This is a genomic window from Acinetobacter sp. HZNU-JH01 (genome assembly GCF_037996845.1).
Classification (GTDB): domain Bacteria; phylum Pseudomonadota; class Gammaproteobacteria; order Pseudomonadales; family Moraxellaceae; genus Acinetobacter; species Acinetobacter haemolyticus.
Genome location: NZ_JBBMZX010000001.1, coordinates 458,682 through 471,051, shown reverse-complemented (window position 1 = coordinate 471,051; position 12,370 = coordinate 458,682). Strand labels below are relative to the sequence as shown.

Genomic DNA, 12,370 nt, shown 5'->3' with positions numbered 1-12,370 from the left:
ATGCAGCAATATTTAAGCTTATTAGAAAAATCATGGTTTGAGTTGCATCAGCGTTATCATTTTTCTGAGCCACAGAAAGTTTTTAATAAGTTGATTGCTGCCTATAGTGAAAAGCAGCGGGCTTATCATACGCTGCAACATTTGTATGAATGTTTGACTTTGCTTGAATCGAGTCGAGCTGATTTCAGTGATGCATATGCGGTTGCTTTGGCACTTTGGTTTCATGATGCGGTTTATGATCCGCAAGCGAAAGATAACGAGTTGAAAAGTGCTGAGCTGTTTGAAAAGTATATGGCTCAGGACCTATCTGTTGAGATTGTTGAAAAGATCAAGCGCTGGATTATTGCGACGCAAAAGCATGAATTAACGAACGAGTTGGATTTGCAGTTTTTATTAGATATCGATTTGGCGATTCTAGCTACTTCGCCAGCGCGTTTTGCGGAATATGAGCAGCAGATCCAGCAGGAATATGCTTGGGTAGATTCAGATGTTTATTCGATTAAGAGAATAGAAGTTCTAGCGCATTTTTATCAGACAGAACCGCTGTATCAAACTGAATATTTTCAACAGAATTTTGAGCAAAGGGCGAAGCAAAATTTAAAGCGAATATTAAACATTTAGAATTGAGAGAATCATGGATCAGCTAATTCAAACATTGAAACAGCTAGCGAAACAGCATCCGTTAGAAAAATGTTTTCGATGGGAGTTGCCAGAAAGTAATCCGTTACCAGTTCCGTTGGATCTGGCCTCTATATTTGAGCGAAATATTTATCTAAAACATAACTTCTATGATTTGTTGAGTTCAGGTGATTTAGCTGGTCGATATTGGTTGATTCAAGAGTGGGGTGGTATTCGCTCCTTTAAGAAAAATGATAAAAATGATCTCTTATTACATAAATTTGAAAGCGAGCTTAAAAAGGGTGCTTTAACTAGATCAACTTTTTCGGTTATCTCATCTTTATCGAAAGTAGCTTCTTTCGTAGATCATCAAACATATGCCATTTATGATTCTAGAGTCATTTATTCTTTGAATTGGTTGCTATTTAAACATACAGAGCTAAGAGAGTTTTATCCCCAGCCGATCGGAAGAAATGCTGATATAACTCAGTATGAACTCAATACAATTTTTAATTTAGTAGATGGTAATGTGGTTTATAAATCACATCGGATTGCCTATCATGATTATTGTCAATTAATGAAAAAATTATCGATAGAAGTTTATGCTAAGAGTGAGCCATATTGGGCTGAAATGCTTTTATTTATTCTTGCACCAGAATATATTGTAGAAGATATAAAACGCTCATTATCTATTTCATTGAAATGTTAGAGAAATATTGGTTTTTTAGGTAGAAAAAAGGGAGCTAAAAAGCCACTGCTGTCCCACAATTATTCCAAGAAGAACCTCAATTGAGGTTCTTCTTGTTTTCGCCACTTCTTATCGGGTAAAAATAATGCCTTTAGAAGTTTTCTTTCAAATAAATTGACCTGAATAATTCTTAATAATCTCTGGACAGTCCATCCCTCATGAGCCATATGTTTTGCAAAACTCACTAATAAATAGGCAATTAATGCAATCCATATTTGAGTTTGTATGGCATTTCGGCTTCGACCTAGAAATGATTTCAATTTTAAATTCTGTTTAATCGCTTTGAAAAATAATTCTACTTTCCAACGATCTTTGTAAATTGCTGCAATAGTCGATGCAGCTAGATGAAAGTTGTTACTTAGAAATTCAAATGTCCTTTTCTTTTCAACATCATAAAATTCTATTCGTCTTAATCGCTTCGGTGCACCACGCTTTTTAGCATAATCACTGCTCAACTCAATATATTCATCCGCAAGAATTCCTTTGCAAGCGTATACTTCACGTTTTGACTTTACTTCATAAACCGTCTTCGGTCTTAGCCGTGTCACAAAGCTGACTTTTCGGTCAGTCATCTCTGCAAACCACTGATAATCAACATACCCCTTGTCAAAAACTACGATACTTCCAGGTGGAAATTTGAGTAATCTGCCTTGCACCATATCATTTTCAATACCATCTCCGAGTGCAACAAATTCAGGAATCGTATTGCTGTGATTTAATCCAACTGTCAGTTTAATGCTCGCTTTGGATTCATGTACTTTTGCCCATTCGCATAAGGACAGTGAAAGATCAATGTGGCTTGCATCAAGTGAATACAGCGGATTCTTAAATCGAAATTTATGTGCAATCTTTGTGTTTTCACAATGCCGAAGTAACTGAGTAAATAATTGCTGATATAGGCTGGCAGGTTGTTCTTGATTGATTCTTGCCAAGGTGCTTCGTGCAATAGTCTTAGCACCGAGGTGATAGAGCTTTTCCTGCTGTGATTCGAGATTGGATTGAATATCTCTTAAGCTTTGCCGACAGGACAGCTGGGACATCAATATGGCAATAAACTGATCCCAGCGTGTGGCTGATCTTAATTTTTGTCCACAATGATGCTGCTTGGCAAGACGTTCAAAATCACATCGTGAAATAGGTTTAAGTAATTGATGAAATACGGTATTCTGATGTGACAAAACCTGAGTCCTTGTAGTTAAAGTGTTTGTTCGCACTTATATTTTAACTATTTTGGACTCAGGTTTTTTATTTAAACAAAACTATGGGACAGCAGTGGCTAAAAAGCTCCCTTTAGTATTTTTTACTTAAAGAAATACCCAGTCTCAGGTGAGCTCGCATTGGCCATACGTTTACGCGGCATACGACCCGCTAAAAATGCTTCACGACCTGCTTCAACGGCTTTCTTCATCGCTGAAGCCATTAAAATTGGATTTTGCGCAGCCGCAATCGCTGTATTCATTAATACGCCGTCGCAACCTAGTTCCATGGCAATCGCCGCATCACTCGCAGTACCCACACCGGCATCAACTAACACAGGAACTTTGGCATTTTCTTTGATGATTGAAATGGTATGTGGGTTCAAAATACCGAGACCTGAACCAATCAAACTGCCCAAAGGCATGATTGCAACACAACCCATGCTTTCAAGTTCTTGCGCAACAATCGGGTCATCCGAGGTATAGACCATGATTTCAAAACCATCATCAATCAAGGTTTGCGCTGCTTTAAGTGTTGCGGTCACATTCGGATATAGGGTTTTTTCATCACCAAGGACTTCTAACTTCACTAGATTGTGACCATCAAGCAGTTCACGAGCCAGCATACAGGTACGAATCGCGCTATCTGCATCAAAACAGCCAGCTGTATTTGGCAAAATCGTATATTTCTCAGGTGGAATCACTGAAAGCAGATTCGGCTGATCGGCATGTTGCCCGATATTCACTCGACGAATCGCTACGGTAACAATTTCTGCACCACTTGCTTGAATGGCTAAATCGGTTTCATTTAAATCTTTATATTTACCAGTTCCGACCAATAAACGAGATTGGAAGGTACGTGAACCAATAATTAAAGGGGAATCTTGCATGGGCTTACTCCATTTTTAGCCGATTAGCCGCCACCAACAGCTTGAATAATTTCAATACGATCTTCAGGAGCAATTGCAGTTTGCTCAAGTCTACTTTTCGGAATAATCTGTTGGTTCTTTTCTACAGCAAAACGCTTGCCTTCTAGGGCTAGGTCTTGAATGAGTTGCTGTAAATTTTCACATGACGTGTCTGTGGACTCGCCATTTAGATAGATGTGCATGATAAATCCTTATTTCGTATGCTTGATTGCTTGCCACGCAATTAACAGCCAGCTTGCAATCATAAAGGCACCGCCAATCGGCGTAATCGCACCTAATATTCTAGGTAAGCCGAGCGCGATAATGTACAACGAACCACAGAAAAAGAGGATGCCAATTTGCATCAAAATAAACGGAATTTTTATAGGAAAACTTGGTGTAGTTTTATTTAGTACACTCAGAATTAATAATCCGAGGGCGTGATAGAAAAAATATTGGGTTGCTGTACCCCACCAAACGAGTTGCTCAGGTGATGCAAAAGATTTGAGTCCGTGTGCGCCAAACGCTCCGAGCATAACTGCAAGGGCAAGATTGATTGCAGAGATCGCTATCCACATAATGAAAATGGAACTAGAAATTTGATAAGCAACGTTAACATATTCGGGTGTTTAAACAAAGCCAGATACAACAAAAGGGCATGAAAGCCCTTGTGTTTGATTTAATCTTAACTCGCAGACATGGCGGTTTTGATTTTTTCCATTGCATTTTTTTCAAGCTGGCGAATACGTTCAGCAGAAACATTATACTCAGCAGCAAGTTCATGCAATGTAGATTTATCATCGTCTAACCAGCGACGCTGTAAAATATTACGAGAACGATCATCTAATTGGTCCATCGCTTGATGTAATGCCGCCGTACTTTGTGCTTCATAATCTTCTTCTTCAGCTAGGCGTGCTGGATCGTAACGATTATCTTCTAAGTAAAGGGCTGGCGCAGTATGAGGTGTGTCATCGTCATCATCGCCTTGAGCTTCAAAAGCAGCATCATAGGCGGTCAATCGACCTTCCATTTCAAGTACTTGTTCTGCCGTGACATTTAAATCATTCGCGATTGCTTGCGCTTCTTCTAAAGTCAGGCGTTTACTCGATTTTTTCAAACTACGTAAATTAAAGAACAATTTACGTTGTGCTTTGGTCGTCGCAATTTTGACAATACGCCAGTTACGAATGACATATTCGTGAATTTCGGCTTTAATCCAATGTACAGCAAATGAAACAAGGCGCACGCCCATATTGGGATCGAAGCGCTTAACTGCCTTCATGAGGCCTAAGTTGCCTTCTTGAATGAGATCACCTTGTGGTAATCCATAACCTGCATAACTTCTTGCAATATGTACAACAAAGCGTAGATGTGACATCACCAATAATTTGGCGGCATCAAGATCTTGGTCATAATAATAACGTTCAGCAAGTTCTTTTTCTTGCTCGGCCGTTAAAATTGGAATTTGATTGACAGTGCTGATATATGCACCGAGGTTTACACCAGGCGCAGACAATGACAGGGGCATCAATTGATTGCTGCTGTCAGTAGTCATGGAGTCTCCTTATAGGATGATATTTGAGTCAACAATTTCATCTTAATGCGAATGTTCTTCATCACTAAGGAAATTTGAGTATAGAAATGTAAATTTATCTTTACGAGTAACCAAGAGTTTAACAAAGAATAGTAGTTCCACAAGACCTAGATGGATTCAATCAGATAGTGAAACTCATTTTCTGAGATTTTTTTTGTCTGGCATTGCAGATTCTGAATTTGGCAATATCGTGTTACATCAATTTCACTATGTGGATCAGAAGACTTTAACAGGTAGGTTTTTTTACCTGTTGCTTTTTTTAGTGCTCGTTTCAACATAAGTAATGGCATCGGGCAAGGTTGCCCTAAGGCGTCGATAACTTCAGCTGAATGAGTAGGTGAGATAGTCATAAAGGTTGGATATAGCTTATATCAGAATTTATCTCATTTGATTTTATATACGTAAAGGAAGTTCAACAAGTTATTTTTGGAGAACCGTGTTTCTGTAAAATAAACTAAATGATGAGTATAAACAGATAGAAGCATGGGAAATAACTTAAAATAAGTCTATTAATTGTCATAAACCCATGTTAAGCTCGATGCGTTTTAGGAAGTGTTTCATTTCGTTTTATCGTAAAAAACCCTATAACAAATGGATGTAACCGGAAATTGTTGATAGTTTTACAGAATGATTACAAGCTTTAAAATTATAAGATTTTAAAACCTTGTTGGCTCTGCTGTTTGCAACACCGGAAGGTCCTTATCTTTCAATATCTGAGGATTGACTTATGACAGCTCGTGAACAAGGCGTAGTAAAGTGGTTTAATGACACTAAAGGCTTTGGTTTTATTCAACGCAACGGCGGTGATGACGTTTTCGTTCATTTCCGTGCAATTGTTGGTGATGGTCACCGTTCTTTACGTGACGGTCAGCGTGTAGAATTTAGCGTAGTTCAAGGACAAAAAGGTTTCCAAGCTGAAAACGTTCAGCCGTTAGACTAATTTGTTGCTTTAACGCGATATAAAAACGCTCCAATGTTATTTGGGGCGTTTTTGTTTATAATAACGACTTTATTTTGGTCATTGATGGTTTGAGAGCATATATGACGTCTGGTTTTGAAACCTTAAAATTACATCCGCAGTTGAAAAAGGCGATTGATGCTTTGGGTTTTACTCAAATGACTCCAATTCAGCAAAAGGTTTTAAAATATACGCTAGCAGGGCATGATGCGATTGGTCGCGCACAAACAGGGACTGGTAAAACGGCTGCCTTTCTGATTAGTGTGATCAATGATTTGTTAAATAATCCGATTCAAGAACAACGCTTTCGTGGTGAGCCACGTGCTCTAATCTTGGCGCCTACTCGTGAGTTGGCTTTACAAATTGAAAGTGATGCAAAGTCGCTGACAAAGTTTTCTAACTTGCACCTTGTAACGTTGTTGGGTGGGGTTGACTTCGATAAACAGAAGAAAATGTTAGATCGAAACTTTGTTGATATTATTGTTGCGACCCCTGGACGCTTAATTGATTTTGTTGAGCAGAAAGAAGTGTGGCTGGATCGCATCGAGTTTTTAGTTATTGATGAAGCTGATCGATTATTGGATATGGGCTTTATTCCTTCGGTCAAGCGTATTGTCCGTTATTCTCCATCCAAAGAGCAACGTCAAACTTTAATGTTTTCTGCAACATTTAGCTATGATGTGCTGAATTTAGCTCGTCAATGGTTGTTTGAGCCTGTTACTGTTGAAATTGAACCTGAGCAAAAAACGAATGTTGACGTTGAACAGCGTGTATATGTTGTTGCAAAAGAAGACAAGTATAAATTGTTGCAGGATATTCTACGTGATGAGCCGATTGATAAAGTCATGATTTTTGCGAATCGTCGAGATCAGGTTCGTCGTTTATATGATCATTTGAAACGTGATGGTTACAAAGTTGGGATGTTATCTGGTGAAATTGCACAAGATAAGCGTTTGAAAATGCTGGATCAATTTAAGCAAGGCAAACACAACATCATGATTGCTACAGATGTAGCTGGACGTGGTATTCATGTTGATGGCGTCTCACATGTTGTGAATTTTACGCTGCCAGAACAATCTGATGATTATGTGCATCGTATTGGTCGTACAGGTCGTGCAGGAGCTCAAGGGGTGAGCATTAGTTTCCTGTCTGAAGACGATGCGTTTTACTTACCTGAAATTGAAAAAGCAATTGGTAAAAAATTACCGCTTACACGCCTTGAAGGATACTGTTAAGGATTGAATTGGTTCTTTTTAGTATTTGATGCCTAAGCACGAAATAATTAGAGGCTAAATCATTATTGGATTTAGCCTTTTTTATTGTTAAATGTGTTGTGATACGCAAATTACACAAAAGATTCAGGTTTTTTTTTCAAATCCTGTGATTAGTTGCTGAATTGAAATAAATCAACATGTAGAATATGGCGCATTACCTGGGAGGATATTATGGCTCTAATCTCGATGCGCCAGCTCTTGGATCACGCTGCAGAACACAACTACGGCGTACCAGCGTTTAACGTAAACAACTTAGAACAAATGCGCGCAATTATGCTAGCTGCAGATGCGACGAATTCACCTGTAATCGTACAAGCTTCGGCGGGTGCGCGTAAATATGCAGGTGCACCTTTTTTACGTCATCTTATTTTAGCTGCAATTGAAGAATGGCCACATATTCCAGTGGTAATGCATCAAGATCATGGTACTAGCCCTGATGTTTGTCAACGTTCAATTCAATTGGGTTTTAGCTCTGTGATGATGGACGGTTCATTGGGTGCTGATGGTAAGACACCTACATCATATGATTATAATGTTGATGTAACTCGTCGTGTTGTTGCTATGGCGCATGCATGTGGCGTTTCAGTTGAAGGTGAAATTGGTTGCTTAGGTAGCCTTGAAACTGGTTTGGCTGGCGAAGAAGATGGCGTGGGTGCAGAGGGTGTGCTTGATCATTCTCAATTGCTTACTTCGGTGGAAGAAGCGACCCAATTTGTTGCGGATACTAACGTTGATGCTTTAGCGATTGCAGTTGGTACTTCTCATGGAGCGTACAAGTTTACTCGTCCACCTACAGGCGATATCTTGGCGATTGATCGTATTAAAGAAATCCATGCTGCATTACCAAATACACATCTTGTAATGCATGGTTCAAGCTCAGTACCACAAGAGTGGTTGGCTGTAATTAACCAATATGGTGGCGATATTAAAGAAACTTATGGTGTGCCTGTAGATCAGCTTGTAGAAGCGATTAAACATGGCGTACGTAAGATTAACATTGATACCGATTTGCGTTTGGCTTCTACTGGTGCGATGCGTCGTATGATGGCTGAGAAACCAAGTGAATTTGATCCGCGCAAATTCTTTGGTGAAACCGTTGAGGCAATGAAAGATATCTGTGTTGCTCGTTATGAGGCCTTTGGTACAGCAGGTAATGCAGATAAGATTCGCCCGATCTCTCTAGAGAAAATGGTTGATCGTTACAAATAATTTTGGTGCATAAAAATAGCGGCATTTGCCGCTATTTTTTTTGGTTAAATTATTTTTGCGCTGCTTTTGAGTCCATATTTACATCTTTGATTTCAACGTAGGCATTAGCGCGTAGTTCGCGAGTCCAACTATCTACTTCCGTTTCAAATTGACGCTCACCTAAGATTTGGCGTGCCATACGTTCTTGCGCTTCTTTGGTCATATCTTGTTGGCGTGTATCTGTTACTTCTAAAATATGCCAACCAAATTGACTTTGGAATGGTTCGCTGAGCTGGCCAACAGGTATTTCCTTCATTACTTTTTCAAACTCAGGCACCATTACACCAGCATTGACCCAGCCTAAGTTGCCGCCATCACGAGCAGAACCTGGATCATTCGAGAAGGTAGCTGCTAAAGTTGCGAAGTCTTCACCTGCTTTAATTCGGTTGTATAGGCTATCAATCATTTGTTTAGCGCGATCAGAGCTTACAACTTCAGATGTTTGGATCAAAATGTGACGTGTTTTATATTGTGGAACAAGTGCTCGTTGATCATTCTGTTTACGTTCAAGTAATTTTAATACATGCGTTCCATCACGAACATTGACTAAGCCAGTGGTTTGTCCTACTTGTAGTGGAGTGACGCGAGCAGCAAGTTCGGTTGGGATTTCAGATAAAGTACGGAATCCCATATCTGCGCCATCAACTGTTACTGTTTCTGTCGATAATTTACTGCTGATTGCCTTAGGATCGTTACTTGTAGCAAGAGATCGTCTGACTTCTTCTGCAACTTTTTGTACTTCATTATTGTCCGTACCAGAAATACGCATATGAAGAACATGAACTTGTGTTCCCAAAGCTGCTTGACCTTCAGGTGATTTTAGGAAGTTTTCAACATCGTGATCACTGATTTTAATACGTGACATCACTTGTTGTTGACGAAGACGACCAATTGCAAGGTCTTCTGCAATTCGGTTTCTTAGATTTTCATAAGTGCCTGGTGCAATAGCATCTAACTTTTGTTGAAATGCGGATAATGAATTACTACCTGATTGATTGGCGACTCTTAATACCGCCGCATTTAAGCTATTTTCATCAGGTTTGATGCCATAACGTTTTACTTGTTCTAATTGAGCTTGGCGAATAATCAGTTGATCCAAAACCTGCATTTGTAAGTATTGCTTTGGAGGGACAGTTTGATTTTGAGCCTTGAGTTGGTGTTCAGCCTCAGCAATTCCTTGTACTAAGTCGCTTTTAAGAATGACACTACTATCTACAATTGCGACAACCTCATCCGCAGGTTGAGCAAAGCTATGCATTGATGAAGAAATTAGGGCTGCTAGAACAGTGGCTCTAAAGATATGTTGAAAATGTTTTATCTTCATTAACGTTGTGTCCAAGATTGATTAGTTTTGTTGAAACCTAAAACTCTATTCTCAAGCAGAGAAGATAGTTTGGTATTTAAAGCGCCTAAACCTTTCAGCGTAACTTCGGCCATAACGGCATTCTTCTTACGTACATCAGGAGAGTTTGGATCATCCAGATCGTTATAGTAAGAGCGACCGTATACTGAAACAGCCCAGCAGCAAGATTCGTAATTTACGCCCAATAAATACTCACGCATGAGGTTATTGTCAAGGTCATACTGAGCATGACCCATAATACGCCAATTATCTTTTACGGGTTGTATAAAGGATGCAACAACTTGATCGTAGGCATTTTGTCGGTCTTTGATATCTTTGCGGTAAAAATAACCAACATTATAAAGATTGCCTTTATCGCCAGTATAATATGCTTGAAAATCACGTTGCGCATTGTCGCCATTCGACATCCATGCAGAGTTAGCGCTAATAGTAAAGTTTTGATTAAGTTGGCTAGTCAAATTGACTACAGGCCCAGTGCGTCGTTGTGTATCAAATTCATCAAGTTGTTCGTTGAGGCTGACTCGACGATCATTAAAATAATAACTTTGTCCAACGCTGGCTTTGATTCGCTCTAAGCCTTCAGTATCTAAGAGGCTATAAGTTACACCTAGTGACAGGAAGTTATTGTCATCTAAACGGTCGTGTCCATAAAAGCGATATGGATTAAATAATTGATCGTAATTGATCGATGCTGTTGTGGAATCAAAGTTTGGATGATCATCCTGTTTTCGATATGGTGAATAAGCATAAAAAGCACGTGGAGAAATACTTTGTAAGTACTTACCATCTTTTTCAAAAGTTAAACCTGTAGCCAATGTAAATTGAGGTACCACAACTGATTTTTCTAAATCATTAGAGCTACGATCTTGTTGAGAGTCTTGATCGTAGAATGTATTGATACTACGTACGGAAGCCTCTGGAATAACATAGAACCATGATGGAGTAATATGATTGTATCGTACAGCAAATTGATTGTAGATACGTGTACCACTTGATTCTAAGGCAGATCCATCATTGATGGATTTTTTGAAATACGCAGTATCATTATTAAATTCATACTGTAATCCTTGTGGGTTACCTGCGACATAATTTAATAAGAATTGAGGTAATCGTGCATAAGGTTTGTCTTTGTCATCGATTTCTTTATCAAGTGTTTGGAAATCTTCAACTTTTAATTGTGCTCTTAGACCAGGGATGCCATTTCGATAATTAAGCTCCCATGCTCGGCGCAAGTTTAAATCGGTTCTTGTGTTGGGGTTGTTATTAAAGTCAGAAAAATATTCTTTATCTGATGCGTAATTGTATTCTAGATTGGTAGACCATTGATCATCAATTCTCCAGTTATGGATAAAATGTAGATCGGAACGATTTTTGTTATTGTACTCTTTGTCATTTTGTATATATCCACCCCAAATTTGACCTGAACCAAAGTTTTCAGTCATGTAGCGATATTCAGCATCTAGCTTGGCACCACGGTTACTCATAAAGCTAGGTGTAAGCGTAAGATCATAATTAGGGGCTAGATTGAGATAAACGGGTACTGACAGTTGTGCGCCACCATCACTACTATAGCCAAAATTTGGACTGAGCATCCCTGTGGTGCGGCGATCATCGATTGGGAAGTTGAAATAAGGAACGGCAATCACGGGTACATTTTTGAAATACAGCTTGGTGCCGCGAGTAACGCCGCGACCAGTATCTTGATTGAGTTCAATTTCTTTGGCTTGAATTTTCCAAGCCGGTTTTTGCTCTGGAGGACATGCTGTATAGCTTGCATCCTTTAAAACGAGTAGATTTTCGTTTTTCCGCAATATTTGATTCGCTTGCCCGTGCGCATGTTGTTGCTCAGCAATATAGAAGCTGTTATTTAAATCGCCTGTTTGGGTCTTTAGATTATAGTTAATTTGGTCACTTTGGGTGAGCAATCCAGACTGAGCAAGTTGAACTCGACCTTGAGCATTTGCATGAGTTTGTGTGGAGTCAATCGTGACTTGGTCAGCACGAATGGTGCGACCTTCTTGGTCAATTACCACATTGCCTTGTAAAATTGAATCACCGTTTGGGTTGTAGTGACCATAATCTGCTGTGATAACAGACGTAGTGCTGTTTGCATCAGCTGGCTTGGTTGCAGGATTAATTGGAGTAATCCATGTACCTTGACAGAAGGACGAACTCAAATGCTGATTATTACGCAGTTGAGCTTCTGGTGCGGTTTTATCTACATAATATTGTTGAAAAAAATGTTCGCCAGCATAACTTTCCTGATCTGGTTTTACTTGATTTTTTTCGGCGATAGCCTTGAGTTTAGCATTGTCTAGTGTAGAGACATGAGACGTGGTGGAAGCCGCGAAACCTGTTTGAATCGTGCCGCCACACAAGAGTGTCAAAATAGCTGTTGCTAAAGGATTAAATTTAAACTGATGTTTCATTGTCTCATTAACCAGTATGCTAATTCACAATTAA

The 12,370-nt window shown here is 39.3% G+C and carries 13 protein-coding genes; 5 read left to right on the top strand and 8 right to left on the bottom strand.

Annotation, left to right across the window (positions count from 1 at the left end; all coding sequences use genetic code 11):
• Both AAC851_RS02335 and AAC851_RS02330 read left to right on the top strand, forming a co-directional pair.
• Positions 1–621, top strand: a complete 621-nt coding sequence (locus AAC851_RS02335; RefSeq protein WP_262569315.1) for an HD domain-containing protein — start codon at positions 1–3, stop codon at positions 619–621.
• Positions 622–634: 13 nt separating this feature from the next.
• Entirely contained in the window at positions 635–1,327 is a 693-nt protein-coding gene (locus AAC851_RS02330) for a hypothetical protein (RefSeq protein WP_262569316.1), read from the top strand.
• A gap of 59 nt (positions 1,328–1,386) precedes the next feature.
• Here the strand turns inward: AAC851_RS02330 and AAC851_RS02325 are convergent, their stop codons facing one another.
• The 6 genes from AAC851_RS02325 to AAC851_RS02300 form a co-directional block, all read right to left on the bottom strand.
• Positions 1,387–2,544 carry an IS4 family transposase gene (locus AAC851_RS02325; RefSeq protein ID WP_008942576.1) on the bottom strand — a complete coding sequence of 386 codons (1,158 nt, stop codon included), beginning with the start codon at positions 2,542–2,544 and terminating at the stop codon, positions 1,387–1,389.
• A 122-nt stretch (positions 2,545–2,666) separates the two neighbouring features.
• Positions 2,667–3,452, bottom strand: a complete 786-nt coding sequence (locus tag AAC851_RS02320) for a thiazole synthase (protein WP_004639328.1) — start codon at positions 3,450–3,452, stop codon at positions 2,667–2,669.
• A 23-nt stretch (positions 3,453–3,475) separates the two neighbouring features.
• Positions 3,476–3,673, bottom strand: coding sequence for a sulfur carrier protein ThiS (gene thiS / locus AAC851_RS02315; RefSeq protein ID WP_005080426.1), 198 nt, complete (start codon positions 3,671–3,673; stop codon positions 3,476–3,478).
• Between the two features lie 9 nt (positions 3,674–3,682).
• Positions 3,683–4,048, bottom strand: a complete 366-nt coding sequence (locus AAC851_RS02310) for a DUF423 domain-containing protein (RefSeq protein ID WP_340600435.1) — start codon at positions 4,046–4,048, stop codon at positions 3,683–3,685.
• A gap of 107 nt (positions 4,049–4,155) precedes the next feature.
• The gene (rpoH, locus tag AAC851_RS02305; protein WP_004639325.1) at positions 4,156–5,025 is read right to left on the bottom strand and encodes an RNA polymerase sigma factor RpoH; all 870 of its coding nucleotides are present in this window, start codon (positions 5,023–5,025) and stop codon (positions 4,156–4,158) included.
• 146 nt (positions 5,026–5,171) lie between these two features.
• Positions 5,172–5,414, bottom strand: coding sequence for a sulfurtransferase TusA family protein (locus AAC851_RS02300; protein ID WP_004639324.1), 243 nt, complete (start codon positions 5,412–5,414; stop codon positions 5,172–5,174).
• Between the two features lie 377 nt (positions 5,415–5,791).
• Here AAC851_RS02300 and AAC851_RS02295 point away from each other — a divergent pair, with 377 nt between their 5' ends.
• The 3 genes from AAC851_RS02295 to fba all read left to right on the top strand — a co-directional run bounded on the left by AAC851_RS02295 (position 5,792) and on the right by fba (position 8,505).
• Positions 5,792–6,004, top strand: coding sequence for a cold-shock protein (locus AAC851_RS02295; protein WP_000126912.1), 213 nt, complete (start codon positions 5,792–5,794; stop codon positions 6,002–6,004).
• 101 nt (positions 6,005–6,105) lie between these two features.
• Positions 6,106–7,257, top strand: coding sequence for an ATP-dependent RNA helicase RhlB (gene rhlB, locus AAC851_RS02290; RefSeq protein ID WP_004639323.1), 1,152 nt, complete (start codon positions 6,106–6,108; stop codon positions 7,255–7,257).
• Between the two features lie 210 nt (positions 7,258–7,467).
• The gene (gene fba, locus AAC851_RS02285; RefSeq protein WP_005080433.1) at positions 7,468–8,505 is read left to right on the top strand and encodes a class II fructose-bisphosphate aldolase; all 1,038 of its coding nucleotides are present in this window, start codon (positions 7,468–7,470) and stop codon (positions 8,503–8,505) included.
• Positions 8,506–8,554: 49 nt separating this feature from the next.
• Here fba and AAC851_RS02280 read toward each other — a convergent pair whose 3' ends face one another.
• Both AAC851_RS02280 and AAC851_RS02275 read right to left on the bottom strand, forming a co-directional pair.
• Positions 8,555–9,868, bottom strand: a complete 1,314-nt coding sequence (locus tag AAC851_RS02280; RefSeq protein WP_340600434.1) for a peptidylprolyl isomerase — start codon at positions 9,866–9,868, stop codon at positions 8,555–8,557.
• Entirely contained in the window at positions 9,868–12,336 is a 2,469-nt protein-coding gene (locus AAC851_RS02275; protein WP_340600433.1) for an LPS-assembly protein LptD, read from the bottom strand. The genes AAC851_RS02280 and AAC851_RS02275 overlap by 1 nt, the downstream gene beginning before the upstream one ends.
• Positions 12,337–12,370: the final 34 nt, after the last annotated feature.

Bases quoted from the DNA above. Each gene is read 5' to 3' on its own strand.
- AAC851_RS02335 (WP_262569315.1), top strand. From the start codon at position 1: ATGCAGCAATATTTAAGCTTATTAGAAAAATCATGGTTTGAGTTGCAT.
- AAC851_RS02330 (WP_262569316.1), top strand. From the start codon at position 635: ATGGATCAGCTAATTCAAACATTGAAACAGCTAGCGAAACAGCATCCG.
- AAC851_RS02320 (WP_004639328.1), bottom strand. From the start codon at position 3,452: ATGCAAGATTCCCCTTTAATTATTGGTTCACGTACCTTCCAATCTCGT.
- thiS (WP_005080426.1), bottom strand. From the start codon at position 3,673: ATGCACATCTATCTAAATGGCGAGTCCACAGACACGTCATGTGAAAAT.
- AAC851_RS02310 (WP_340600435.1), bottom strand. From the start codon at position 4,048: ATGTGGATAGCGATCTCTGCAATCAATCTTGCCCTTGCAGTTATGCTC.
- rpoH (WP_004639325.1), bottom strand. From the start codon at position 5,025: ATGACTACTGACAGCAGCAATCAATTGATGCCCCTGTCATTGTCTGCG.
- AAC851_RS02300 (WP_004639324.1), bottom strand. From the start codon at position 5,414: ATGACTATCTCACCTACTCATTCAGCTGAAGTTATCGACGCCTTAGGG.
- AAC851_RS02295 (WP_000126912.1), top strand. From the start codon at position 5,792: ATGACAGCTCGTGAACAAGGCGTAGTAAAGTGGTTTAATGACACTAAA.
- rhlB (WP_004639323.1), top strand. From the start codon at position 6,106: ATGACGTCTGGTTTTGAAACCTTAAAATTACATCCGCAGTTGAAAAAG.
- fba (WP_005080433.1), top strand. From the start codon at position 7,468: ATGGCTCTAATCTCGATGCGCCAGCTCTTGGATCACGCTGCAGAACAC.
- AAC851_RS02280 (WP_340600434.1), bottom strand. From the start codon at position 9,868: ATGAAGATAAAACATTTTCAACATATCTTTAGAGCCACTGTTCTAGCA.
- AAC851_RS02275 (WP_340600433.1), bottom strand. From the start codon at position 12,336: ATGAAACATCAGTTTAAATTTAATCCTTTAGCAACAGCTATTTTGACA.